This is a genomic window from Mycobacterium sp. 2-64 (assembly GCF_035918375.1).
Classification (GTDB): Bacteria; Actinomycetota; Actinomycetes; order Mycobacteriales; family Mycobacteriaceae; genus Mycobacterium; species Mycobacterium intracellulare.
Genome location: NZ_CP142361.1, coordinates 186,579 through 209,961 on the forward strand (window position 1 = coordinate 186,579; position 23,383 = coordinate 209,961).

At 67.6% G+C, this 23,383-nt stretch carries 24 protein-coding genes; 19 read left to right on the top strand and 5 right to left on the bottom strand.

Annotated features, from left to right (window positions below):
• The first annotated feature begins 46 nt into the window (after nucleotides 1-46).
• The 9 genes from QGN31_RS00860 to QGN31_RS00900 all read left to right on the top strand — a co-directional run bounded on the left by QGN31_RS00860 (nucleotide 47) and on the right by QGN31_RS00900 (nucleotide 9,450).
• Nucleotides 47-958, top strand: coding sequence for a DNA-3-methyladenine glycosylase family protein (locus QGN31_RS00860; RefSeq protein WP_008262067.1), 912 nt, complete (start codon nucleotides 47-49; stop codon nucleotides 956-958).
• A gap of 89 nt (nucleotides 959-1,047) precedes the next feature.
• A complete protein-coding gene (locus QGN31_RS00865) occupies nucleotides 1,048-1,596 on the top strand; it encodes a Dps family protein (protein WP_008262065.1) in 549 nt (182 codons plus the stop codon).
• 151 nt (nucleotides 1,597-1,747) lie between these two features.
• Nucleotides 1,748-2,731, top strand: coding sequence for a pirin family protein (locus tag QGN31_RS00870; protein WP_014712547.1), 984 nt, complete (start codon nucleotides 1,748-1,750; stop codon nucleotides 2,729-2,731).
• 2 nt (nucleotides 2,732-2,733) lie between these two features.
• Entirely contained in the window at nucleotides 2,734-3,369 is a 636-nt protein-coding gene (locus QGN31_RS00875) for a TetR/AcrR family transcriptional regulator (RefSeq protein ID WP_041298126.1), read from the top strand.
• Nucleotides 3,370-3,444: 75 nt separating this feature from the next.
• Nucleotides 3,445-4,386, top strand: a complete 942-nt coding sequence (locus QGN31_RS00880) for a class I SAM-dependent methyltransferase (RefSeq protein ID WP_014943139.1) — start codon at nucleotides 3,445-3,447, stop codon at nucleotides 4,384-4,386.
• Nucleotides 4,387-4,419: 33 nt separating this feature from the next.
• The gene (locus QGN31_RS00885; RefSeq protein WP_009956642.1) at nucleotides 4,420-5,361 is read left to right on the top strand and encodes a class I SAM-dependent methyltransferase; all 942 of its coding nucleotides are present in this window, start codon (nucleotides 4,420-4,422) and stop codon (nucleotides 5,359-5,361) included.
• Between the two features lie 52 nt (nucleotides 5,362-5,413).
• Nucleotides 5,414-6,991 carry an LCP family protein gene (locus QGN31_RS00890; protein ID WP_014381483.1) on the top strand — a complete coding sequence of 526 codons (1,578 nt, stop codon included), beginning with the start codon at nucleotides 5,414-5,416 and terminating at the stop codon, nucleotides 6,989-6,991.
• A 105-nt stretch (nucleotides 6,992-7,096) separates the two neighbouring features.
• The gene (locus QGN31_RS00895; protein WP_014943138.1) at nucleotides 7,097-8,530 is read left to right on the top strand and encodes an aldehyde dehydrogenase family protein; all 1,434 of its coding nucleotides are present in this window, start codon (nucleotides 7,097-7,099) and stop codon (nucleotides 8,528-8,530) included.
• 56 nt (nucleotides 8,531-8,586) lie between these two features.
• Nucleotides 8,587-9,450, top strand: a complete 864-nt coding sequence (locus QGN31_RS00900) for an SDR family oxidoreductase (protein WP_008262046.1) — start codon at nucleotides 8,587-8,589, stop codon at nucleotides 9,448-9,450.
• 27 nt (nucleotides 9,451-9,477) lie between these two features.
• Here the strand turns inward: QGN31_RS00900 and QGN31_RS00905 are convergent, their stop codons facing one another.
• Both QGN31_RS00905 and QGN31_RS00910 read right to left on the bottom strand, forming a co-directional pair.
• Nucleotides 9,478-10,308, bottom strand: coding sequence for a tyrosine-protein phosphatase (locus QGN31_RS00905; RefSeq protein WP_009956639.1), 831 nt, complete (start codon nucleotides 10,306-10,308; stop codon nucleotides 9,478-9,480).
• A complete protein-coding gene (locus tag QGN31_RS00910) occupies nucleotides 10,301-11,521 on the bottom strand; it encodes an acyl-CoA dehydrogenase family protein (RefSeq protein WP_043955890.1) in 1,221 nt (406 codons plus the stop codon). The genes QGN31_RS00905 and QGN31_RS00910 overlap by 8 nt, the downstream gene beginning before the upstream one ends.
• Before the next feature lie 120 nt (nucleotides 11,522-11,641).
• Here QGN31_RS00910 and QGN31_RS00915 point away from each other — a divergent pair, with 120 nt between their 5' ends.
• The 4 genes from QGN31_RS00915 (at nucleotide 11,642) to QGN31_RS00930 (ending at nucleotide 15,190) form a co-directional block, all read left to right on the top strand.
• Nucleotides 11,642-12,103: a nuclear transport factor 2 family protein gene (locus tag QGN31_RS00915; protein WP_014943136.1), complete on the top strand. Its 462-nt coding sequence runs from the start codon at nucleotides 11,642-11,644 to the stop codon at nucleotides 12,101-12,103.
• A 244-nt stretch (nucleotides 12,104-12,347) separates the two neighbouring features.
• Nucleotides 12,348-13,430, top strand: coding sequence for a Re/Si-specific NAD(P)(+) transhydrogenase subunit alpha (locus QGN31_RS00920; RefSeq protein ID WP_026071122.1), 1,083 nt, complete (start codon nucleotides 12,348-12,350; stop codon nucleotides 13,428-13,430).
• 9 nt (nucleotides 13,431-13,439) lie between these two features.
• Complete coding sequence (locus QGN31_RS00925) at nucleotides 13,440-13,769, top strand: NAD(P) transhydrogenase subunit alpha (protein ID WP_008262035.1); 330 nt, start codon at nucleotides 13,440-13,442, stop codon at nucleotides 13,767-13,769.
• On the top strand, nucleotides 13,766-15,190 hold the full coding sequence (locus QGN31_RS00930) for an NAD(P)(+) transhydrogenase (Re/Si-specific) subunit beta (protein ID WP_009956633.1): 1,425 nt from the start codon (nucleotides 13,766-13,768) through the stop codon (nucleotides 15,188-15,190). Before QGN31_RS00925 ends, QGN31_RS00930 begins: the two co-directional genes overlap by 4 nt.
• Nucleotides 15,191-15,214: 24 nt before the next feature.
• On the opposite strand, the gene QGN31_RS00935 is transcribed toward QGN31_RS00930, so the two are convergent.
• The gene (locus QGN31_RS00935; RefSeq protein ID WP_003874194.1) at nucleotides 15,215-15,340 is read right to left on the bottom strand and encodes a hypothetical protein; all 126 of its coding nucleotides are present in this window, start codon (nucleotides 15,338-15,340) and stop codon (nucleotides 15,215-15,217) included.
• A 157-nt stretch (nucleotides 15,341-15,497) separates the two neighbouring features.
• On the opposite strand from QGN31_RS00935, the gene QGN31_RS00940 reads away from it, so the two are divergent.
• Complete coding sequence (locus QGN31_RS00940; RefSeq protein ID WP_008262031.1) at nucleotides 15,498-16,133, top strand: TetR/AcrR family transcriptional regulator; 636 nt, start codon at nucleotides 15,498-15,500, stop codon at nucleotides 16,131-16,133.
• On the opposite strand, the gene QGN31_RS00945 is transcribed toward QGN31_RS00940, so the two are convergent.
• Nucleotides 16,130-17,020: an alpha/beta hydrolase gene (locus QGN31_RS00945; protein ID WP_014386055.1), complete on the bottom strand. Its 891-nt coding sequence runs from the start codon at nucleotides 17,018-17,020 to the stop codon at nucleotides 16,130-16,132. The genes QGN31_RS00940 and QGN31_RS00945 overlap by 4 nt on opposite strands.
• Nucleotides 17,021-17,129: 109 nt before the next feature.
• Between QGN31_RS00945 and QGN31_RS00950 the strand changes: the two genes are divergently transcribed.
• The 5 genes from QGN31_RS00950 to QGN31_RS00970 all read left to right on the top strand — a co-directional run bounded on the left by QGN31_RS00950 (nucleotide 17,130) and on the right by QGN31_RS00970 (nucleotide 22,230).
• A complete protein-coding gene (locus QGN31_RS00950) occupies nucleotides 17,130-18,230 on the top strand; it encodes an NAD(P)H-dependent amine dehydrogenase family protein (RefSeq protein WP_014386054.1) in 1,101 nt (366 codons plus the stop codon).
• A gap of 16 nt (nucleotides 18,231-18,246) precedes the next feature.
• Nucleotides 18,247-18,990 carry a glucose 1-dehydrogenase gene (locus tag QGN31_RS00955; protein WP_009956630.1) on the top strand — a complete coding sequence of 248 codons (744 nt, stop codon included), beginning with the start codon at nucleotides 18,247-18,249 and terminating at the stop codon, nucleotides 18,988-18,990.
• Between the two features lie 21 nt (nucleotides 18,991-19,011).
• Nucleotides 19,012-20,352, top strand: coding sequence for an FAD-binding oxidoreductase (locus QGN31_RS00960; protein WP_014943135.1), 1,341 nt, complete (start codon nucleotides 19,012-19,014; stop codon nucleotides 20,350-20,352).
• A gap of 415 nt (nucleotides 20,353-20,767) precedes the next feature.
• Nucleotides 20,768-21,283: a DUF6932 family protein gene (locus QGN31_RS00965; RefSeq protein WP_158020473.1), complete on the top strand. Its 516-nt coding sequence runs from the start codon at nucleotides 20,768-20,770 to the stop codon at nucleotides 21,281-21,283.
• On the top strand, nucleotides 21,280-22,230 hold the full coding sequence (locus QGN31_RS00970; protein WP_014943134.1) for a hypothetical protein: 951 nt from the start codon (nucleotides 21,280-21,282) through the stop codon (nucleotides 22,228-22,230). Before QGN31_RS00965 ends, QGN31_RS00970 begins: the two co-directional genes overlap by 4 nt.
• On the opposite strand, the gene QGN31_RS00975 is transcribed toward QGN31_RS00970, so the two are convergent.
• Nucleotides 22,222-23,382, bottom strand: a complete 1,161-nt coding sequence (locus tag QGN31_RS00975; RefSeq protein WP_158020472.1) for a hemin-binding protein — start codon at nucleotides 23,380-23,382, stop codon at nucleotides 22,222-22,224. The genes QGN31_RS00970 and QGN31_RS00975 overlap by 9 nt on opposite strands.
• Between the last annotated feature and the right edge of the window lies 1 nt (nucleotide 23,383).

Here is a 23,383-nt window from a genome sequence, read left to right on the forward strand (position 1 = left end):
CTGGGGACGGAGTTCAGGGTCAATCGAGCGGTCGGAGAGTCATCAGGTGAAAAGCACGCGCACGGTCGTGTTCCCCGGGGCCGCCAGCTTCGGGCACACGTTGTCGCCGCTGCGCCGCGGCCCCGCGGATCCCTGCTTCCGCGCGACCGGCGACGGCTCGATCTGGCGGACCAGCCTGCTGCCCACCGGCCCCGTCACGGCCAGGATCAGCCGCGCGGCCCCCAACGCCGCGCACTGTGTGGCGTGGGGGAGCGGCGCGGGTGAGTTCGTCGAAATGCTGCCCGCCCTGCTGGGTCTCGAGGACGACGCCTCCGACTTCGTGCCGCGGCATCCGACGGTCGCCGCCGCGCACCGGCGGGTTCCGCACCTGCGGCTGGGCCGCACCGGGCTGGTGCTCGAGGCGCTGATCCCGGCGATCATCGAGCAGCGGGTGCCCGGCGCCGACGCGTTCCGCTCCTGGCGCGTGCTGGTGACCAAGTACGGGACACCGGCGCCGGGGCCCGCCCCCGAGGGCATGCGGGTGGCGCCGTCGGCGCAGCGGTGGCGAACCATCCCGTCGTGGGAGTTTCATCGCGCCAACGTCGACCCCAGGCGCGCACAAACGGTGGTGACCTGCGCGCAGCGCGCCGCGTCGCTGGAGCGGCTGACATCACGGCCGGCGGCACAGGCGCGGGCGGCCTTGACGTCCCTGCCGGGCGTGGGGGAATGGACCGCCGCGGAGACGGCCCAACGCGCCTTCGGCGACGCCGACGCCGTATCGGTGGGCGACTACCACATCCCCAAGATGATCGGCTGGACACTGCTGGGTGAGCCCGTCGACGACGCGGGAATGCTCGACTTGCTGGAGCCGATGCGGCCACATCGCCAGCGCGTGGTCCGGCTGCTCGAGGCCAGCGGATTGGCCTACGAACCGCGCCGGGGCCCGCGCCTGCCGGTGCAGCAAATCCACTCACTGTGATCCGTCGCGTTTTTCGGCGTCGCCATCGGGTACCCAGCAGAGCAAGAAAGTGTGTGGGAACCCCACGGAAGGAAGCTAGGAAACACGCGATGACTCAGTTCACAATTCCGGGATTGACCGACAAGCAGGCGGCGCGGCTCACCGAACTGCTGCAAAAACAGTTGAGCACCTACAACGATCTTCACCTGACGCTCAAGCACATTCACTGGAACGTGGTCGGCCCGAACTTCATCGGCGTGCACGAGATGATCGACCCGCAGGTGGAGGCCGTGCGTGGCTTCGCCGACGATGTCGCCGAACGCATTGCCGCCCTGGGCTCTTCGCCGCAGGGCACGCCGGGTGCCATCATCAAGGACCGCTCGTGGGACGACTATTCGGTGGGCCGCGACACCGTCCAGGCCCACTTGGCCGCGCTGGACCTCGTCTACAACGGCGTGATCGAGGACATCCGCCAATACATCGACGAGACCGACGAACTCGACCCGGTGACCCAGGACCTGCTGATCGGCCAGGCGGGCCAGCTGGAGAAGTTCCAGTGGTTCGTCCGGGCGCACCTGGAAAGCGCCGGCGGTCAGCTCGCCCACGCGGGCAAGAGCACCGAGAAGTCCGCCGCCAAGAGTGCGCGCAGCAAATCCTGACACCCTCAGTCGCACACTTCGCGCCATCGCCCCGGCAAATCGATGCCGGGGCGATGGCGCGTCGGCTTGGCCGCCACGCAGGTGCCGACCGCCCGGAATAAGTGGACCCTAGTCCGGTTATACCGGGTAGTCCGCTCTACGAGGAGGTCAAATGCCTGCAGTTACGGCCAACCCACTGACATTGCCGCGCGTCCGCGGCCCCGGCCCCGCCGACACCGAGCGGCCGGTGCGATCGATCACCACGGGCCCGCGCGGGTACGAGGGTGAGGGGTTCCCGGTCGTGCGCGCCTTCGCCGGGGTCGGTAGCGCCGCCCTGGATCCCTTCGTCCACATGGACCAGATGGGCGAGGTGAACTACCAGCCCGGCGAACCCAGGGGCACCGACTGGCACCCGCACCGCGGCTTCGAAACGGTGACCTACATGCTCGACGGGAAATTCGCGCACCAGGACTCCCACGGCGGTGGGGGGCTGATCACCGACGGAGCGACCCAGTGGATGACCGCCGGCTCGGGCATCCTGCACATCGAGACGCCGCCGGCCGAACTCGTCGAGAGCGGCGGACTGTTCCACGGCGTCCAGCTCTGGGTGAACCTGCCGAAGAAGGACAAGTTCGCGCCGCCGCGCTACCAGGCCATCGAGGGTGGTGACGCCGCATTGGTCGCGTCCGACGACGGCGGGGCTCTGATCCGCATCATCGCGGGCGAGATCGACGGCCACCGGGGGCCCGGGGTCACGCACACGCCGGTCACGCTCGCGCACGCGACGGTCGAGAACGGCGCCCGGCTCAACATCCCCTGGCGGCGCGACTTCAACGCGCTCGTGTACGTGCTGTCGGGCAGCGGGTACGTCGGGCCGGTCGCCCACCCGATCCACCAGGGGCAGCTGGCGGTCCTGGGCCCAGGCGACCGGATCACCGTCGGGGCGGAGCGAGCTCGGGATTGGGGCGACGCGACCGCCATTGATGTCCTGCTTCTAGGTGGGCGGCCCATTCGCGAGCCGGTATTCCACTACGGGCCTTTCGTGATGAACACTCGCGCGGAATTGATCGAGGCGCTCGAGGACTATCAAGCCGGAAAATTTGGCGCTATTCCGCCAAATGCACTAATGCCCCACCATGGCGGTGGCACACTCTAGCAATGCTTCCACGGGGGACTCGCAGGCCGGGCCGTCCGCCTGCGGCGAAGGCGGACGAGACCCGGAAACGAATCATCCAAGCTGCTCGTTTGGTGTTCAGCGAACGCGGCTACGACGGCGCGACGTTCCAGGCCATCGCCTCCCGTGCCGACCTGACCCGCCCGGCGATCAACCATTACTTTTCGAGCAAGCGAGCGTTGTATCGGGAAGTTCTGGAGGACACCAACGAATTCGTCATTGCGGCCGGTATCAAAGAGGCGGACGCCGAAACCGGGCTGGTCGCGCGGCTGACGGCCTTCATCTCCGTGGCCGTTAGGGCTAATTCGGAAAATCCCGCCGGATCGGCGTTTTTAATCAGCGGCGTACTCGAGTCCCAGCGCCATCCGGATTTGACCGGAACCGACAACTCGTCGGTGCGCGTGTGCCGCGAGTTCCTGTTGCGCGCCGTCAACGACGCGATCGAAAACGGTGAGCTCGCGGCGGACGTCGATGCGTCGGCACTGGTCGAAACCCTGCTCGTCATCATCTGCGGGGTGGGCCTGTACGCGGGCTACGTCGAGAGCTACCAGCAGATGCTGGCCGTCACCGGAATGCTGCGCCAGCTGCTGGAGGGCGCGCTCTGGCGTCCGGGGGCCTAGCCCGCCGGGCGGCGCAGTGAAGTTGCGCACAAAGCGTATAGGCTAACTAACTTATCCCGGTACCATGGTCGGGATATGACTGACCTGGATGCCTCGACACCGCCTTCCGTGCGGTCTGCCGGCGACAGCTGGTCCATCACCGAACTCGTCGGCGCGACCGCGCTGGGCGTCGCCGCGTCGCGCGCGGCGGAGACCGCCGGCGCCGACCCGCTGATTCGTGACGAGTTCGCCCGCCTGCTGGTGTCGTCGGCCGGCCCGGCGTGGGCGCGGCTGGCGGACCCGGAGCTGTCCTGGCTCGCCGACGATCAGCACGGGCGGCGCGCGCACCGAACCGGCATCGACTACCAGGCCGTGCGCACCCACTTCTTCGACGAATACTTCGACGGCGCGGTGCGTTCCGGAATCCGGCAGGCGGTGATTCTGGCCGCGGGCCTGGACTCGAGGGCCTACCGGCTGGACTGGCCCACCGGCACCACCGTCTACGAGATCGACCAGCCCAAGGTGCTGCAGTACAAGTCGGGCATCCTGCAGCAGCACGGCGCCGTGCCCACCGCGATCCGCCATCCCGTCCCGGCGGACCTGCGCGAGGATTGGCCGGCCGCGTTGGCCGCCGCGGGATTCGACCGCACGGAGCCGACCGCCTGGCTGGCCGAGGGGTTGCTGCCGTACCTGCCCGGCGACGCCCAGGACCGGCTGTTCGAGATGTTGACCGCGCTCAGCGCGCCCGGCAGCCAGGTCGCGATCGAGGTGTTCGGCATCAACTCGCGGAGCAACTCGCAGCGCTGGTTGCGGATGCGCGAGCGGCTCGGCCTGGACGTCAACGTCCAGGCGCTGACCTACCACGAGCCGGACCGCTCGGACGCCGCCGCGTGGCTTTCCGACCACGGCTGGCACGTGCACGCCGTGGACAACCGCGAGGAGATGGCCCGACTCGGCCGCGCGGTGCCCGACGACCTTTCCGACGAGGCGGTGCGCAGCACGTTGCTGCGGGCGCGCCTCGGCGAAACCACCTTTTGACCTTCGCCTGCCCAAGACCCAAGGAGTTAATGCATGAGCTCACTGCGCACCCACGACGACACCTGGGACATCAAGAGCAGCGTCGGCACCACCGCGGTCATGGTGGCCGCCGCCCGGGCCATCGAGACCGAGCAGCCCGACGCGCTGATCCGCGACCCCTACGCCCGGCTGCTCGTCAACAACGCCGGTGCCGACGTCCTGTGGGAAGCCATGCTCGACCCGGACGTCGTGGCCAAGATCGAAGCCATCGATGAGGAATCCGCCGCCCGGATCCAGCACATGCGCGGCTACCAGGCGGTGCGGACCCACTTCTTCGACGAGTACTTCGCCGACGCCGTCGCCACCGGGATCCGGCAGGTGGTGATCCTCGCGTCGGGGCTGGACTCGCGGGCCTACCGCCTCGACTGGCCGGCCGGCACCACGGTGTACGAGATCGACCAGCCCCAGGTGCTGGACTACAAGACCACCACGCTGGCCGAAAGCGGCGTGACGCCGTCCGCCGATCGCCGCGAGGTGGCGATCGACCTGCGCGAAGACTGGCCGGCCGCGCTGCGCGCCGCGGGTTTCGACCCGACCCGGCCGACCGCCTGGCTGGCCGAGGGACTGCTGATGTACCTGCCCGCCGAGGCGCAGGACAAGCTGTTCACGCAGATCGGCGAGCTGAGTCCGGCCGGCAGCCGGGTCTCCGCCGAAACCGCACCGATGCACGCCGAGGAGCGGCGCCAGCAGATGCGGGAACGGTTCAAGAAGGTCGCCGACCAGCTCGGCCTGGAAGAGACCATCGACGTCGGCGAGCTGATGTACCGCGACGAGCACCGCGCGAACCTCGCCGACTGGCTCAACGACCACGGCTGGCGCGCGACGGCGCAGAACTCGATCGATGAGATGCACCGCCTGAACCGCGGGGTGCAGAGTTTCGAGCTGGACCAGGACAAGGACGCCTTCTCCGACTTCGTGATCGCCGAGCGCCTGTAACGGCGCGGTTACCGCCGTTTCGGCAGGTCATCGCCCATAATGATGACTCATTATGGGCGGCGGCGCGGCGCAGCGATCACACCGCTGGGTGCTGTTGAAGGGCCGGCTCGTCGCCGGCATCGCTTCGGCCTTCGTCATGGCCATCACCGGAATCGGCTGGACGGGTTACCACACCGCCCTGGGCCGGATCATCATCTCCCACGCGCTGCCGAATGGGGCCGCCTCGCTCGGCGACAACCAGAACATCCTGCTGATGGGCCTGGACAGCCGGTTGGACCAGAACGGTCGGCCGCTACCGCAGGAGGTTTACGACGCGCTGCACGCCGGCGACGAAACCTCGGGCGGCTACAACGCCAATGTCCTTATCGTCGTGCACATTTCGGACCGTGACGGTCCCGTCACCGCGGTGTCGATTCCCCGCGACGACTACGCCGAGCTGCCGGGCTGCCCCGGCTCGGTGTGCACGGGCAAGATCAAGCAGGCGTACGGCCTGGCCTATCAGCAATCGTTGAACACGCAGGCCGCCGGGGACTCGGGCGGCGCGGGGTCGACCGATCTGGCGGCCCGCGAGCAAACCGCCCGCGAGGCCGGCCGCAAGGCCGAAATCAGCGCCGTCAGCGACTTTTTGGGTATCTCGGTCGACCACTTCGTCGAGGTCACGTTGGGCGCCTTCTACCAGATCGCCAAGGCGGTGGAGCCAATCACGGTGTGCCTCAACGGCGATACGCGTGACAGCTACTCGGGCGCGGACTTCCATCAGGGTGTACAGCGCATCGATGCGGCGGAGGCGATGGCCTTCGTGCGGCAGCGGCGCGACGAAAACGACGGCTCGTTCACCGATTTCGATCGGACGCGGCGCCAGCAGGCGTTCCTGGTGTCGTTGGTCGAGGCGGCCCGCAGCGGCGGCGCGCTGTCCAGCGTGAGCGGGCTGCGCAAAATGCTCGAGGTCGCCCGGGACAACGTCGCCGTCGACGCCGGGCTCGACCTCGGGCAGTTCGCCGCGCGGGCCTCTCGGCTGACCGGGCGGCCGCTGTCGCTGTACACCCTGCCGATCTCCGGCTTCGGCAAGGACGCGAACGGCTCCGACATCAACCTCGTCGATCTCGCTGCGATCCGGCGCATCGTCAACGAGCGCTTCATGTCCGACGCGCCGGCCGCGCTCGACGCCGCGTCGCCGGCGGCCCAGTCACCGCCCGCGCTGACCGAACCCGTCATCCTCGACGTCGTCAACGCCAGCTCGCGCGACGGACTCGCGGCCGCGCTCGAGGAGGCCCTCACCGGCCGGGGCTTCACCCGGGGCAGCGTCACGACCGCCGCCGCCGCGGCCGACGACAGCACGATCGAATACGGTCCCGGGGCCGACGCGGGCGCGCAGGTCCTGTCCGGGCAACTGCACGTGCCGGCGACCGCGGATCCCTCGGTGGCCTCCGGAACCGTCCGGCTGACCGTGGGAACGCGGTTTCCCGCGGCGGACTACCTCTCCCATTCCGAAGCCCAACCCGGCGCGGCCGGCGACGCGCCGTCGTCCGGGCAGGTGAGTGCGGTCGCCGCCACCGGCAGCGGCGACCGCGCCCCGGCGCCGACCGACCTCAGCCAGATGACGGCCTCGAGCGTCCCCTGCGTCAAGTAACCGCGCGGCCCGATCCTTTCTACTGCTCTCCCAACCGGATGGTTAGTATCGCGGTTATCACCGATGAGCGGCCGCCCCGCGGCGGGACTCTGCTCGGGAAGGACAATGATGACCACCGAATCGGTTGCATCGCAGGCATCGCTCTCCAAGGACTCCACGAACGGGACCGGCTCGGCCGACGTCGCCGCCACGGTTGCCCGGCTTCGTCAGACCTTCGCCACCGGACGCACCCGCGACGTCGACTGGCGCAAGCGGCAGTTGCTGCAGCTGGTGAAGCTGATGGAGGAGAACGAGGCCGCGCTGGCCGCCGCGCTCGCCGAAGACCTGGACCGCAGCCCCTTCGAGGCCTACATCGCCGACATCGCCACCACCGCCGGTGAGGCCAAGTACGCGGCCAAGCGCGTGCGCAAGTGGACGCGGCGCAAGTATCAACTGCTGGAGCTGCCGCAGCTGCCCGGCCGCGGCTGGGTGGAATACGAGCCCTACGGCACCGTGCTGATCATCGGCGCCTGGAACTACCCCTTCTACCTCACGCTGGGCCCGGCCGTCGGGGCGATCGCCGCCGGCAACACCGTGATCCTCAAGCCGTCGGAAATCGCGGCCGCGTCCTCGCGCGTGATGGCCGAGCTGGTGCCCAAGTACCTCGACAACGACGCCATCGCGGTCATCGAGGGCGACGGCGCGACCAGCCAGGAGCTCATCGCCAAGGGCCTCGACCGGGTGATGTTCACCGGCGGCACCGAGATCGGCCGCAAGGTCTACGAGGGCGCGGCGCCGCACCTGACCCCCTGCACGCTCGAGCTCGGCGGCAAGAGCCCGGTGATCGTCGCGGCGGACGCCGACGTGGAGGTGGCGGCCAAGCGGATCGCCTGGATGAAGCTGCTCAACGCCGGACAGACTTGCGTCGCACCGGATTACGTGTTGGCCGACGCCACGATTCGCGACGAACTGGTCGACAAGATCGGCGCCGCCATCACCAAGTTCACCTCCGACAAGCCGGACGGCATGCGGGTGGTCAACCAGCGGCAGTTCGACCGGATCAGCGGCTACCTTTCCGGCAAGGACGGCACGGTCACGGTCGGCGGGGCGTGCGACGCGTCGACGCTGCGCATCCAGCCCGCGGTGGTGGTGGACCCCGACCCGGACGGCCCGCTGATGCGGAACGAGATCTTCGGTCCGGTCCTGCCGGTGATCACCGTCCAAAACCTGGACGAGGCAATACGTTTCGTGAACTCGCGGCCCAAGCCGCTGTCGGCGTACCTGTTCACCAAGCGGCGCGAGACCCGCGAGCGGGTGATCAAGGAGGTGCCGGCGGGCGGCATGCTGGTCAACCACGTCGCCTTCCAGGTGTCGACGGCCAAGCTGCCCTTCGGTGGCGTCGGCGCGTCGGGCATGGGCGCCTACCACGGCAAGTGGGGCTTCGACGAGTTCAGCCACCGCAAGGCGGTCCTGACCAAGCCCACCCGGCCCGACCTGTCGAGCTTCATCTACCCTCCATACACCGAGCGGGCCTTCAAGATGGCCCGCCGGATGTTCTGACCCGGCTTCGCCGAACCAGTTGCTAGACAAAGTTTTTCACAGCAGAGAGGAACCTAATGCCCGGAGTGCAGGATCGCGTCGTCATCGTCACCGGAGCCGGTGGGGGACTGGGCCGTGAGTACGCCCTGACCCTCGCCAAGGAGGGCGCCAGCGTCGTGGTCAACGATCTCGGTGGCGCCCGCGACGGCACCGGCGCCGGCCACAACATGGCCGACGAGGTGGTCAAGGAGATCAAGGACGCCGGTGGCCGGGCGGTCGCCAACTACGACAGCGTCGCCGAGCCCGAGGGCGCCGAGAACATGGTCAAGACCGCGCTCGACGAATTCGGCAAGGTCGACGGCGTGGTCAGCAACGCGGGCATTCTGCGCGACGGCACGTTCCACAAGATGTCCTTCGAAAACTGGGACGCCGTGCTCAAGGTGCACCTCTACGGTGGGTACAACGTCATCCGCGCCGCGTGGCCGCACTTCCGTGAGCAGAGCTTCGGCCGTGTCGTCGTCGCCACCTCCACCAGCGGGCTGTTCGGCAACTTCGGGCAGGCCAACTACGGCGCGGCGAAGCTCGGCCTCGTCGGGCTGATCAACACGCTGGCCCAGGAGGGCGCCAAGTACAACATCAAGACCAACGCGGTCGCGCCGATCGCCGCCACCCGGATGACGCAGGACATCCTGCCGCCGGAGGTCTTCGAGAAGCTCACCCCGGAGTACGTCGCCCCGGTGGTGGCCTACCTGATGACCGAGGAGCTGACCGACACCGACTCGGTGTTCATCGTCGGCGGCGGCAAGGTGCAGCGCACCGCGCTGTTCCAGAACGACGGCATCACCTTCGACAGCGTGCCGTCGGTCGAGGACATCGCCGCCAAGTGGGGCCAGATCACCGACCTGTCCGCCGCCCAGCAGGCCAGCTTCAAGCTGGGCTGAGCCCGGCCTTCCCGAGTGGTCGGCGGGTCAGGCGAGCAGCGCCTCGCGCAGGCGCTCCACGTCTGACTCGCTGACGCTCGCGGCGCGCAAGTAGGCGTCCAGCGACCCGAATTCCTCGTCGATGGTTTGGCGCGCGGCGGCCAGGTAGACCTCGCGGACCCCGAGCACGCCGTCGGACAGCCGCGCCTCGGTCCAGGTCACCACCTCCGGGGTCAGCTCGGCGTCCTGGCGCTGCGCGATCATCGCGGAGATCTGCGCCCGCAGGGCGGGCGCGGCGTCGTTGCTGCGCAGGAAGTCGGCCAGGATGGTGTCGCGGTCGATGCCGATCGCCTCCAGCACGGTCGCCACCACGAAGCCGGTGCGGTCCTTACCGGCGAAGCAGTGCGTCAGCACCGAATGCCCGTCGGCCAGCAGCGAGATGACGCGGTGCAACGCCCGCTGCGCCCCGTTACGCGTTGGGAATTGGCGGTATTCGTCGATCATGTAGCGGGTGGCGGCCTCGTTGACCGACTGCTCCGATTCCTCGACGCCCTCGCCGGTGAGCAGGCGCTGGAAGGCGTGTTCGTGCGGCGCCGCGTCGTCGGTCCCGGCGTCCTGCTCGCCGAGATCGGGGAAGGGCAACAGGTGCACCTCGACGCCGTCGGGAACCAGCCCCGGCCCGCGCCGCGCGACCTCGCGGGCCGCCCGCAGATCGGCGACGTCGGTGATGCCCAGCCGGCTCAGCGTCGCGCGGCCGTCGTCGTCGAGCCCGCTCAGTTCGCCGGAGCGGAACAGCCGCCCGGGTTTGAGCGCCGGTGCGCCATCGGAGACGTCACGAAAGTTCCACGCGCCCGACAGTTCTCGCAACGCCTCAGTCATGCGCGGTGACCGCCGCGGCGAGCGCCGACTTCTCCCGGCCCAGCTCGGCGCGCGCGATGGTTCGCATGTGCACCTCGTCCGGGCCGTCGAAGATCCGCATGGCGCGGTGCCAGCCGTAGAGGCGGGCCAGCACCGTGTCGTCGCTGACGCCGGCAGCCCCGTGCACCTGGATGGCGCGGTCGATGACGTCGCAGGCCACCTGCGGGGCCACCGCCTTGATCTGGGAGACCAGCAGGTGCGCGGCCTTGTTGCCGTGCTGGTCGATGGTCCACGCCGCCTTCTCGCACAGCAGCCGTGCCTGGTCGATCTCGTTGCGGGACTTGGCAATTGACTCCCGAACCACGCCCTGCTCGGCCAGCGGGCGGCCGAACGCCACCCGCTTTTGGGCCCGGTCGGACATCAGGGCCAGGGCGCGCTCGGCCCCGCCGAGCGCGCGCATGCAGTGGTGGATGCGGCCCGGCCCGAGCCGGGCCTGGGCGATCGCGAAGCCGCCGCCCTCTTCGCCGAGCAGGTTGGTGGCCGGCACACGCACGTTGTCGTAGACGATCTCGCAGTGGCCGTGCTGGTCCTGCCAGCCGAAGACCGGGGTGGAGCGCACCACCGTCACGCCGGGCGTGTCCATCGGCACCAACACCATCGACTGCTGCTGGTGGCTCGCGGCGTCGGGGTTGGTGCGGCCCATGACGATCAGGATCTTGCAGCGCGGGTCGGCCGCGCCCGACGTCCACCACTTGCGGCCGTTGATCACGTAGTCGGCGCCGTCGCGCACGATCGAGGTCTCGATGTTGCGGGCGTCGCTGCTGGCCACGGCCGGCTCCGTCATGGAGAAGGCGCTGCGGATCTCGCCGGCCAGCAACGGCTCCAGCCACTGCTTGCGCTGTTCCTCGGTGGCGAACAGGTGCAGCGTCTCCATGTTGCCGGTGTCGGGTGCCGCGCAGTTGAGCGCCTCGGGGGCGATCTCCAGGCTCCAGCCGGTGATCTCGGCCAGCGGCGCGTATTCGAGGTTGGTCAGGCCCGATTCGGCCGGCAGGAACAGGTTCCACAGGCCCTGCTGCTTGGCCTTGATCTTCAGTTCCTCCACGACGGGCGGAACCGTGTGGTCGCGCGGGCCGACTTCGTGACGGAACTTGTCGTAGTCGGCCTCGGCCGGGAACACATACTCGGTCATGAAATCGGTCAGCCGCTTGTGGTAGTCGCTGGCCTTGGCCGACATCGCGAAGTCCATGCCCGTCACGATAGGTCACGCGCGACAAGGGGGCGCGAGCAGACGCAGAAGCACCGCGACACGCCGTTGAGGAGGTGCTCGGGTGTCTGTTCGCGGCAGGATTGGGGCGTGACCGAATCCCGCCCCCCGTTCCCGCCGTTCACGCGGGAGACCGCGCTGCAGAAGGTGCAGGCGGCCGAGGATGCCTGGAACACCCGCGACCCGCACCGCGTCAGCCTGGCGTACACGGTCGATTCGCGGTGGCGAAACCGCGGCGAGCACATCGTGGGCCGCGACGAGATCGTGGCGTTCCTGACCCGCAAGTGGCAGCGCGAACTGGATTACGCGCTGCGCAAGGTTCTTTGGGACTTCCACGACAACCGCATCGCGGTCCGCTTCCAATACGAGTGCCGCGACCGGTCGGGGCAGTGGTATCGCAGCTACGGCAACGAGCTGTGGGAGTTCGCCGAGTCGGGGCTGATGGCCCGCCGCGAAGCCAGCATCAACGACGTGCCGATCGACGAATCGCAGCGACGCATCTTCGGGCCCCGCCCGTCGTCCGAACACGCCCACGACATCCCGCTCTGGTAGCGGCGCGCAACAACGACGCCTTGTGACCTCACAACGGTGTGGCCGCTACTGCATCGGCATGCGGCGGCGAACCATCGACCGGGAGTCGATCGCCCGTCGGCGGGGTATCCCGCCCCGGGTGGCCCAGAGCCGATCACCCATCCATGGCGGAACCTGGTTAAGGTAGCGAAGCGCGCGGCCGAGCCAGCGCCACGCCCATCGGCACGGACAGTACGTAAGAGTACGGAAAGTAGATGTACGCGCCATGACAGATGCGCAGACGACGGTAGGAGTGGTCTCCGAGTCCGGGGCCGACGAGCGGCGGGTCGCGCTGGTGCCGAAGGCGGTGGCGTCGCTGGTGGGCAGCGGCGTGGCGGTCGTGGTCGAGTCCGGCGCGGGCGAACGGGCGCTGCTGCCCGACGCGCTCTACACCGAGGCCGGCGCCACCATCGGGGACGCGTGGGCCGCCGACGTCGTGGTCAAGGTCGCGCCGCCGACCGCGGACGAGGTCGGCAAGCTGCACAGCGGGCAGACGCTGATCGGCTTCCTGGCGCCGCGCAACGCCGAGAACTCGATCGGAGCTTTGAAGCAGGCGGGCGTGCAGGCGTTCGCGCTGGAGGCCATCCCGCGGATCTCGCGGGCGCAGGCGATGGACGCCTTGTCGTCGCAGGGCAACGTGGCCGGCTACAAGGCGGTGCTGCTGGCGGCCTCGGAGGCGACCCGGTTCTTCCCGATGCTGACGACGGCCGCCGGAACGGTGAAGCCGGCCACGGTGCTGGTGCTCGGGGTCGGGGTGGCCGGGCTGCAGGCGCTGGCGACGGCCAAGCGGCTCGGTGCCCGCACCACCGGTTACGACGTGCGGCCCGAGGTGGCCGATCAGGTGCGCTCGGTGGGCGCGCAGTGGCTCGACATCGGGATCGACGCGGCCGGTGAGGGCGGATACGCCCGCGAGCTGACCGACGAGGAGCGCGCGCAGCAGCAGCAGGCGCTGGAGAAGGCCATCAGCGGTTTCGACGTCGTGATCACCACGGCGCTGGTCCCGGGCCGGCCCGCGCCGCGGTTGGTGACCGCCGCGGCCGTGGAGGCGATGAAGCCCGGCAGCGTGGTGGTGGACCTGGCCGGCGAGACCGGCGGCAACTGCGAGCTCACCGAACCCGGCAAGACGGTCGTCAAGCACGACGTCACCATCGCGTCGCCGCTGAACCTGCCGGCGACGATGCCCGAGCACGCCTCCGAGCTCTACAGCAAGAACATCACCGCTTTGCTGGACTTGCTGCTCACCGACGGCAAGCTGGCGCCGGACTTCGACGACGAGGTCATCGCGGACTCCTGTGTGACGCGGGACTGAGAGGACTACATGTACGACGAACTGTTGGCCAACGTGGCGATCCTGGTGCTGTCCGGGTTCGTCGGGTTCGCGGTCATCTCCAAGGTGCCCAACACGCTGCACACGCCGCTGATGTCGGGCACCAACGCCATCCACGGCATCGTGGTGCTGGGCGCGCTTGTGGTGTTCGGCTCGGTCGAGCACCCCTCGCTGGCGGTGCAGATCATCCTGTTCGTGGCCGTCGTGTTCGGCACCCTGAACGTCATCGGCGGGTTCATCGTCACCGACCGGATGCTGGGCATGTTCAAGGGCAAGAAGAAACCGGTGCCCGCCGCGAGTGAGGAGCCGGCCGCCAAATGAACTACTTGGTCATCGGCCTGTACATCATTTCGTTCGCCCTGTTCATCTACGGCCTGATGGGCCTGACCGGGCCCAAAACCGCGGTGCGGGGCAACCTGATCGCCGCGGTGGGCATGGCGATCGCGGTGGCCGCGACGCTGGTCAAGATCCGCCACACCGACCAATGGGTGCTGATCATCGCCGGCCTGGTGGTGGGCGTGGTGCTCGGTGTCCCGCCGGCGCGCTACACCAAGATGACGGCGATGCCGCAGCTGGTGGCGTTCTTCAACGGCGTCGGCGGCGGCACCGTCGCGCTGATCGCGCTGTCGGAATTCATTGAGACGCAAGGCTTTTCGGCGTTCCAGCACGGTGAGTCGCCGACCGTGCACATCGTGGTGGCGTCGTTGTTCGCCGCGGTCATCGGCTCGATCTCGTTCTGGGGATCGATCATCGCGTTCGGCAAGCTGCAGGAGATCATCTCGGGCGCACCGATCGGTTTCGGCAGGGCCCAGCAGCCGGTCAACCTGCTGCTGCTGGTCGCCGCGGTGGCCGCGGCGGTGGTGGTCGGGGTGCACGCCCATCCCGGCACCGGCGGGGCGTCCCTGTGGTGGATGATCGGGCTGCTGGCCGCGGCCGGCGTGCTGGGCCTGATGGTGGTGCTGCCCATCGGCGGCGCCGACATGCCGGTCGTCATCTCGCTGCTCAACGCGATGACGGGGTTGTCTGCCGCGGCCGCCGGTCTGGCGCTGAACAACACCGCGATGATCGTGGCCGGCATGATCGTCGGCGCGTCCGGCTCGATCCTGACCAACCTGATGGCCAAGGCCATGAACCGCTCGATCCCCGCGATCGTCGCCGGCGGCTTCGGCGGCGGCGGGGTGGCCCCCAGTGGCGACGGCGGGGGAGACAAGACCGTCAAGGCCACCTCGGCCGCGGACGCCGCGATCCAGATGGCCTACGCCAACCAGGTGATCGTGGTGCCGGGCTACGGCCTGGCCGTCGCGCAGGCGCAGCACGCGGTGAAGGACATGGCGGCCCTGCTGGAGGACAAGGGCGTGGAGGTCAAATACGCCATCCACCCGGTCGCCGGCCGGATGCCCGGGCACATGAACGTGTTGCTGGCCGAGGCCGAGGTCGACTACGACGCCATGAAGGACATGGACGACATCAACGACGAGTTCGCGCGCACCGACGTCGCGATCGTCATCGGCGCCAACGACGTCACCAACCCGGCGGCCCGCAACGACGCGTCCAGCCCGATCTACGGCATGCCGATCCTCAACGTGGACAAGGCCAAGTCGGTGATCGTGCTGAAGCGATCGATGAACTCCGGGTTCGCGGGAATCGACAACCCGCTGTTCTACGGCGAGGGCACCAGCATGCTGTTCGGCGACGCGAAGAAGTCGGTGACCGAGGTCGCCGAGGAACTCAAAGCGCTGTAAAGACTGCGGTCCTCCGCGCCGGGGCTAAACGGGCGGGTAGGCCGGCGGCGGGTACCCGTTGCCGTCGGTGACACCGCGCAAGCCCCAGGTGAGGTACCGCATGAAGAACTCGATCTCGTCGCTTCCGTCGTAATCCGGGCTCGGATCCATCGGTCCCACCTCTCGAATCTCGTTCGAGGAGGAGTCTAGTCGCATGCCCGTCGACGTGACACCCGGCGTTTTTGCTTAAACTGTCCAACCAGTTGATTGATAGTTATTCTTGGCCGAACCGGGCCTGGCCTGCCCGTACCGACGATAGTGAGAACAGATGCCCACCGACAGCGTCACACCCAATGGGCAAACGCGGCGCGAAGAGCTGCTGGCCGTCGCCACCAAGCTGTTCGCGGCGCGCGGCTATCACGGCACCCGGATGGACGACGTGGCCGACGTGATCGGCCTGAACAAGGCGACCGTCTATCACTATTACGCCAGCAAGTCGCTGATTCTGTTCGACATCTACCGCCAGGCCGCCGAGGGCACGCTGGCCGCCGTGCATGACGACCCGTCCTGGACCGCGCGCGAGGCGCTCTACCAGTACACCGTCCGGCTGCTGACCGGCATCGCCAGCGATCCCGAGCGCGCCGCGGTGTACTTCCAGGAGCAGCCCTACATCACCGAGTGGTTCACCAGCGAGCAGGTCGCCGAGGTCCGCGAGAAGGAAGCGCAGGTCTACCACCACGTGCACGGCCTGATCGACCGCGGGATCGCCAGCGGCGAGTTCTACCAGTGCGATTCGCACGTGCTGGCGCTGGGCTACATCGGCATGACGCTGGGCAGCTATCGCTGGCTGCGGCCCAGCGGGCGGCGCTCCGCCAAGGAGATCGCGGCGGAGTTCAGCACGGCGCTGCTGCGCGGACTGATCCGCGACGAGGCGATCCGCACGACGTCTCCGCTGGGTCCTTAACCGCGCAGGTGCTTGTCGAGGAACGCGAGCTGGTCGGCGACCGCCCGCTCGAACGCGTCGTCGACATAGATCGCGAAATGGCACTCGGGATACAGCTTGACCTCGCCGCGGGGCGCTCTGGCCGCGTGGCGCAGCGTCGCCGCCGCGGGGGCCACCGAGTCGGCCTCGCACACGCAGAACAGGATCGGGCAATCGATCTTCGGTGTCAGGCGTCCCGGGCGATAGGTGAAGACCTGCAACGCGATTCGGGCGGCGACCTCGTTGCGTACGTCGGCGCCGTCGGGCACCAGCCGCAGGTAGCCCTCGTACGCGTCGGGCGTGTTCATCAACGCGACCTCGCCGGGCCGCCCCGCCGTCGCGACCATCACCGGTGGCCGGCCCCGCTTGCTCGCGAGCACGTCGCGCACCGCCCGCGCGGTGATGCGCGCGGTGATCAGCGGGTTGGTGATGGTGCGCGCGGACGCGATGCCGTCGGTGAAGGGGCACTGGGCGACGGCCGCGGCGATGCCCGGCAGCCGCGCCGCCGTCGCGATCACGTGACCGCCGGCAAAAGAGGTGCCCCACAACGCGATTCGGTCGGGATCGACACCCGGCAGGGTGCGCGCGTAGTCGACGGCCGCGGCCCAGTCGGCGAGCTGCATGCCGACGTCGAGGACCTGACGGGGCCGGCCCCCGCTGTCGCCGAAGTTGCGGTAGTCGAACACCAGGCACGCGTAGCCGGCCGCGCTGAAGCGTTCGGCGTAGGCGTCCAGGCGCATGCTCCGCACGGCGCCCAGGCCGTGGGCCATCACCAGCAGCGGCGCGGGGCCGTCGCCCGGCGGGCGGTAGAGCCAGGCGCTGATCAGGTCGTCGCCGGACGGGAACCGAAGGTCTTCGCGTGTGGTCATCAACGGTTGATTCTGCCCCCGCGGTCCACGGGCGTCCGCAGGTATGCGCGCCCAAATTAATGGACTAGTGTCTAGAAACGTTTTGAGCGCTCAACGGACGGAGACTGTCATGGCGATCCGCGTCGCGCACGTCGGTACCGGCAACGTCGGTGGGCTGGCCCTCGCCGAACTGATCACCAACCCGCAGTTCGAGCTGACCGGGGTGTGCGTCTCCACCCCGGAAAAGGTGGGTAAGGACGCGGGCGAGCTGTGCGGCGTCGGCCTGGACGCCGGCGTGGTGACGGGCGTCGCGGCCGTCGACGACCTGGACGCCATCATCGCCGCCAAGCCCGAGTGCGTCGTCTACTGCGCGATGGGCGACACCCGGCTGCCCGAGGCGATGGCCGACGTCATGCGCATCCTGGCCGCCGGCATCAACGTCGTCGGATCCTCGCCGGGGCTGCTGCAGTACCCGTGGGGCGTGATGCCCGACAAATACATCGCCCGCGTGGAAGACGCTGCCAAGCAAGGCAATTCAAGCATCTTCATCAGCGGCGTCGACCCCGGGTTCGCCAACGACCTGATCCCGTTCGCGCTCGCCGGGACGTGTCAGCGCATCGAGCAGGTGCGCTGCATGGAGATTCACGACTACGCGTCCTACAACGGCACCGAGGTCATGGACTACATGGGATTCGCCAAGCCCATGGACGAGATCCCGATGCTGCTGCAGCCGGGCATCCTCAGCATCGCCTGGGGCACCGCGATCCGTCAGCTGGCGGCCGGCCTGGGCATCGAGGTCGACGAGATCACCGAGTCCTACCAGCGCGAGCCCGCGCCCGAGGACTTCGACATCGCGGTCGGCCACGTCGCCAAGGGGACCGTGGCCGTGCTGCAGTTCGAGATCCGCGGCATGGTCAAGGGCCACCCCGCCATCGTCATCGAGCACGTCACCCGGCTGCGGCCCGACCTGCGCCCGGACCTGCCCCAGCCCGCCGCGGGCGACGGCTCGTACCGCGTCGAGATCACCGGCGAGCCCTCCTACGCGGTCGACATCATTCCCAGCAGCCGCAAGGGCGACCACAATCACGCCGCGATCGCGGGCGCCGCGGGCCGCGTCGTCAACGCCATCCCGGCGGTGATCGCGGCGCCCCCCGGCATCCGGACCACGCTCGACCTGCCGCTGGTCACCGGAAAAGGCCTTTACGCACCAAGCACTTTGGTGACCAGTTAATCGAAAGGAGACCCAGGTGGGTCGCGTTGACGGAAAAGTTGCACTGATCAGTGGCGCCGCCGGTGGGATGGGCGCCGAAGACGCGCGCCTGCTCGTCGAGGAGGGCGCCAAGGTTGTCATCGGCGACATCCTCGACGACCAGGGCAAGGCGCTGGCGGACGAGATCGGGGAATCCGCGCGCTATGTACACCTCGACGTCACCCAGCCCGACCAGTGGGAAGCCGCGGTCGCGACCGCGGTCGGCGAATTCGGCAAGCTCGACGTTTTGGTCAACAACGCCGGCACCGTCGCGCTCGGCCCGCTCAGGAGCTTCGATCTGGCCAAGTGGCAGAAGGTCATTGACGTCAATCTGACCGGAACATTCCTGGGCATGCGGGTGGCCGTCGACCCGATGATCGCGGCCGGCGGTGGCTCGATCATCAACGTGTCGTCGATCGAGGGCCTGCGCGGTGCGCCCATGGTGCACCCGTATGTCGCATCCAAGTGGGGAGTGCGGGGCCTGGCCAAGTCGGCCGCCCTGGAGCTGGCAAAGCACAACATCCGGGTCAACTCCATACACCCCGGCTTCATTCGCACCCCGATGACCAAGCACCTGCCCGAGGACATGGTGACCGTCCCGCTGGGCCGGCCCGGGCAAGTGCGGGAGGTCGCAACGTTCGTGCTGTTTTTGGCCAGCGACGAATCGTCGTATGCCACCGGCAGCGAGTTCGTCATGGACGGCGGCCTGATCACCGACGTGAACCACAAGGACTTGTTCTAGTGCGGTGCTATAACCGCAATCATGCTGCGTAGGCTGGCCGGCCTGGTCGGATCGAATCACGTCGTCACCGACCCCGACGTGCTGGCGGCGCGCAGCGTCGACCACACCGGCCGCTACCGCGGGCGGGCGAGCGCGCTGGTGCGGCCCGGCTCGCCCGAGCAGGTCGCCGAGGTGCTGCGGGTGTGCCGCGACGCGGGCGCGCACGTGACGGTGCAGGGCGGCCGGACCTCACTGGTGGCCGGCACCGTCCCCGCACACGACGACGTGTTGCTGTCCACCGAGCGGCTGCACGCCATCGGGGACGTCGACACCGTCGAGAGCCGCATCGAGGTCGGCGCCGGAGCCACCCTGGCCGCGGTGCAACGGGCCGCGGCCGCGGCCAATCTCGTGTTCGGCGTGGACCTGTCCGCCCGCGACACGGCGACCGTCGGCGGCATGGCGTCGACCAACGCCGGCGGCCTGCGCACCGTCCGGTACGGCAACATGGGTGAGCAGGTGATCGGCGTCCAGGTCGCGCTGCCCGACGGCTCGCTGCTGCGCCGCCATAGCCGGGTGCGCCGGGACAACACCGGCTATGACCTTCCGGCGCTGTTCGTGGGCGCCGAGGGCACGCTGGGCGTCATCACCGGGCTGGATCTGCGGCTGCACGCCATCCCCCCGCACCGGGTGACGGCCATCTGCGGATTCGCCGACCTCGACGCGCTGGTTTCCGCCGGCCGGATCTTCCGCGACGTGGACGGCATCGCGGCCCTGGAATTGATCGACGGCCGGGCCGCCGCGCTGACCCGCGAGCATCGCGGCGTGGGGGCCCCGGTCACCGGGGACTGGCTGCTGCTGGTGGAGCTGGCCGCCGATCACGACCAGACCGAGCGCCTCGCCGGGCTGCTCGAGAACGTGCCGATGTGCGGTGAACCGGCGGTGGGCGTGGATCTTGCCGCGCAGCAACGGTTGTGGCAGGTGCGCGAATCACTCGCCGAGGTGCTCGGCGTGTACGGCCCGCCGCTGAAGTTCGACGTGTCGCTGCCGTTGTCGGCGATCAGCGAATTCGAAAGGCACGCCGTCGAATTGGTCAGCACGCACGCCCCCGGGGCGGTGCCGGTGCTGTTCGGGCATATCGGCGAGGGCAACCTGCACCTGAACGTATTGCGTTGCCCGGGCGAGCAAGAGCGGCACCTCTACGAGCCGATGATGGACCTCATCGCCCGCTGTGGCGGCAACGTCAGCTCCGAGCACGGCGTCGGCAGCCGCAAGCGGCCCTACCTCGCGATGTCACGCGAGCCCGCGGACATCGCCGCGATGCGCACGCTCAAGGCGGCGCTGGACCCGACCGGCTATCTCAACGCCGCGGTGCTGTTCAAGTAGGCCAACATGCACAGCAAAGAGGCAGTTCCACATTCATTGACTGCATAGTCTGAGGGTTCCCGGCTGCTGCACGCGCGGCCGCCCGGACTGCGGATCGGGCGGTCGAAAATGCCAACTGCGATACGTTTGTCTCCTCGACCTCAGGCTTCCCTGTCAGTTGCTACGGCCAAGTCGTCGAGGCCGACGACTTTCAATGCCTGCCGCTAAAACCAGCACAAGATAGCGTTATCAGCCGAGCTCGAGTCAAGCTATTAAGCGACGCTCATAATGCTCGCCGCTTGAAACTTTCACATCGGTCCCTCGCCGGCCCTTAACTACTCAACAGTTGCTAGCAAACAGTCCTACATCAACTCGTGACGCGATAGTTGCGCAAAACCGGCCAGAGGTGCAGCTCTATGGGTCACCATGAGCAACGATGCCGATCCCAAAGCCGAACTCGCAGGGGTACCTTGATCCCAGCACCGACCCTTATCCATGCACGTTGCCCGAATTGCATGAGCGATTCGTCTCCGAGTCGCCAGACCACAAATCCGCACGTCAGCGGATTTTCAAGGCGTTAGAGCTACACTTGGAATTGCTGTACGAGGTAGGTGGGCCTGCCAAGGTGTGGATCGACGGTGGGTTTGTCACATACAAAGCCGACGCCCCGAAGGACGTCGACCTGGTCTATTTGTGTCGCGACGAAGCGCACATGGGCACGATGTTGCGAGCGGACCGTATCCCCACATTGCTGACGCTCGGTGATGTGATCTTCGGATTCCCATTCGCTGCAGGCGCGAGGAGAATGCAGCCTGTCGGTGGCCTGGTCGATGCTTTCCTTACAGTGCCAGCTGGGCAGACGTACTGGGCAGCACAGTGGGCGATGATTAAGGGACCTGACGGCAAGCGCGTGCCAGGGACTCGCAAGGGATTTGTGGAGGTGAGTCTGTGAGTACTGATCCAGCAGACCATCTCAGCGATTTAAGGCGCATTCGCGATGAAGCGCTTGAGCATCGTTTCGGCGACGCCCTCGTCGACGCGTATCACCGCGGTTCGATCTCCATGGCTTGGCAAGACATTGTTGATGCGGAGAAGGGCGATCCTCTCCCCCTTCTGGATACCTTCCGGGTCGAGGTGCTAGGTGTGTCAAAGGTGCCTTCGCGTCTGGCAGGGCTCATATCTGCCGGTGTGCAACGAGCGACAACTCAGATGGACGGAGCACTGCTTCGACCACAGTCATCAGCGCTTCGACCATCGCGCGAGGATCTCATCGACACCTTGGTCATCCAGGAGGGCGCAGCGGGCAACACGCTGATATTCCGAGCCCCGGCGGCAGTTTTAGGGCACGGCGCCTTCGACATCGGGGCTCATCCAAGCCGCGCCGGTCGGGCGTTACAAGAGTTGATGAATGTGCTTCCCGAAAATCGGGAGGATATCGGTTCATTCGTGCGTGGCATCGGACGAGCGCCGGTGCTCGAAAGGCAAGCGGTGCAAACCATTTCGCGTGTCGCACTCGAAAGCCCATTTGGACTGGGCCTCAACTTCGAGAGTCCGCGGACTAGTGTCCGCTCCAACTTCGACAGGCAAAGCGCCGAGCAGGTCGACGATTATTTGCGTGATCGCAGCGTCAAACCGTCGACCGAACAGCACTCGGGGATCCTGGACGGCTTCAGAGGTACCAGACGCGTGTTCTACCTCATCACGGACGATGGACGCGAGATCGCTGGGTCAGTCGATGACGGTCTACTTCCGACGGTCAGACGCCTCGCTGGCACACGAGTGATGGCGCACTTGGCAGTAACGCAGTGGGCTGCGCGTAGCGGCCAGCTCGGTCCGAAGCATTACGACCTGCTGAAGCTCGAGCCCGAGCCTGAGCCTCCGGCGCTCTTTTCAGAATGAATCGATAGCCGTCTCTGCGGTACCGAAGATCTCGTGTGGTGTCATGCTCGCATCGGTCGATACAAGGTCGTCACCGTTCACAGTGAAGGCCGCAAATGGCGGCAGCGCGCCTAAAGGCACGGTTGCCCATGGATTTACCCATAGGCGCGGCAACGCTGCAAACGGATCCCACGGTTGCAAAGACTCGCCGAGTAGGACGGCAGAAATGCGGCTGCCGCCCCCGTCTGGAGGCGCCCGCCAATAGCCGTTGCCCTGCCGAGTGAGCCCTCTGTCTTCGTGTACAGCTTCGCCGATCGCGACTGTCACGGCGACCGAACCGTAAAGAGCGTTCGTCATTTCAAACACGCCTGCTGTGATTGGCCTTGCGAGCAGAGCGAGCACGAACGGATAAGGCAGCTGCCCATACTTCGAGCCCTTGTCGCTCAGGATTGTACGCATCTGCTCCGCGTGCTGGAGTACCCCGCTCTTCATTGGGCCGGCAGCGATCGACCCGCTCGCAGTTCCGCGATGGACCGGATCGACGACTAGGGCCCGCACAATAATCGTCCATCCTCGGATCTCGAATTCCTCTTCAGGCAAACTGGAGTCGCCAGCTTCCGCTGCTTCCCAAAGTGCGTCGGCATCTAGCGCCGCCAACCATGCCTCAATTGGCCGCACAATGTCTTTACGACTCGGTCGCTGGTTGCCCTCAGTCCCGATATCGACGCCCAGCCGGAAGTTTGGACTCACTACTCCGTCGATGCACTCGAGCACCCACGACTTCCCATCCGAATCGCCCCATTGGGCCTCCTCGAGCATGACCGCGCATTCGACGACCAATTTTGTGGAATCTCGCGTCAGCACGAAGTCGGGATTCTTCTTGGTGCCGGGCAACACCGGATGCACCCCGATCTCATAACCGAGCCGACGAAACAGCGTGTAGATGTACAGCTCCCACCACGCTCCCATGTGCTGACCTAACGCATCTTGCCGAAAACGACCGCGCAAGTCGCCGTCAGGATCGGGGTAGTCCGCGTACCACGACTCCAACAGAGTCCGCGTCTGATCCCAAAGCGCGCCCTCGGCTCGGTTTACGAACTCGAATAAGCTCTCGGTGGGACGCTTCGGAGGCGGAACTCGGTCGACCTCATCAAACAGTCGGGCATTGGTCATG

Bases quoted from the DNA above. Each gene is read 5' to 3' on its own strand.
- QGN31_RS00925 (WP_008262035.1), top strand. From the start codon at position 13,440: ATGTACGACGAACTGTTGGCCAACGTGGCGATCCTGGTGCTGTCCGGG.
- QGN31_RS00870 (WP_014712547.1), top strand. From the start codon at position 1,748: ATGCCTGCAGTTACGGCCAACCCACTGACATTGCCGCGCGTCCGCGGC.
- QGN31_RS00910 (WP_043955890.1), bottom strand. From the start codon at position 11,521: ATGTCGGCCAAGGCCAGCGACTACCACAAGCGGCTGACCGATTTCATG.
- QGN31_RS00895 (WP_014943138.1), top strand. From the start codon at position 7,097: ATGATGACCACCGAATCGGTTGCATCGCAGGCATCGCTCTCCAAGGAC.
- QGN31_RS00930 (WP_009956633.1), top strand. From the start codon at position 13,766: ATGAACTACTTGGTCATCGGCCTGTACATCATTTCGTTCGCCCTGTTC.
- QGN31_RS00940 (WP_008262031.1), top strand. From the start codon at position 15,498: ATGCCCACCGACAGCGTCACACCCAATGGGCAAACGCGGCGCGAAGAG.
- QGN31_RS00975 (WP_158020472.1), bottom strand. From the start codon at position 23,382: ATGACCAATGCCCGACTGTTTGATGAGGTCGACCGAGTTCCGCCTCCG.
- QGN31_RS00965 (WP_158020473.1), top strand. From the start codon at position 20,768: ATGCCGATCCCAAAGCCGAACTCGCAGGGGTACCTTGATCCCAGCACC.
- QGN31_RS00920 (WP_026071122.1), top strand. From the start codon at position 12,348: ATGACAGATGCGCAGACGACGGTAGGAGTGGTCTCCGAGTCCGGGGCC.
- QGN31_RS00880 (WP_014943139.1), top strand. From the start codon at position 3,445: ATGACTGACCTGGATGCCTCGACACCGCCTTCCGTGCGGTCTGCCGGC.
- QGN31_RS00865 (WP_008262065.1), top strand. From the start codon at position 1,048: ATGACTCAGTTCACAATTCCGGGATTGACCGACAAGCAGGCGGCGCGG.
- QGN31_RS00905 (WP_009956639.1), bottom strand. From the start codon at position 10,308: ATGACTGAGGCGTTGCGAGAACTGTCGGGCGCGTGGAACTTTCGTGAC.
- QGN31_RS00960 (WP_014943135.1), top strand. From the start codon at position 19,012: ATGCTGCGTAGGCTGGCCGGCCTGGTCGGATCGAATCACGTCGTCACC.
- QGN31_RS00890 (WP_014381483.1), top strand. From the start codon at position 5,414: ATGGGCGGCGGCGCGGCGCAGCGATCACACCGCTGGGTGCTGTTGAAG.
- QGN31_RS00935 (WP_003874194.1), bottom strand. From the start codon at position 15,340: ATGGATCCGAGCCCGGATTACGACGGAAGCGACGAGATCGAGTTCTTC.
- QGN31_RS00885 (WP_009956642.1), top strand. From the start codon at position 4,420: ATGAGCTCACTGCGCACCCACGACGACACCTGGGACATCAAGAGCAGC.
- QGN31_RS00950 (WP_014386054.1), top strand. From the start codon at position 17,130: ATGGCGATCCGCGTCGCGCACGTCGGTACCGGCAACGTCGGTGGGCTG.
- QGN31_RS00945 (WP_014386055.1), bottom strand. From the start codon at position 17,020: ATGACCACACGCGAAGACCTTCGGTTCCCGTCCGGCGACGACCTGATC.
- QGN31_RS00875 (WP_041298126.1), top strand. From the start codon at position 2,734: ATGCTTCCACGGGGGACTCGCAGGCCGGGCCGTCCGCCTGCGGCGAAG.
- QGN31_RS00900 (WP_008262046.1), top strand. From the start codon at position 8,587: ATGCCCGGAGTGCAGGATCGCGTCGTCATCGTCACCGGAGCCGGTGGG.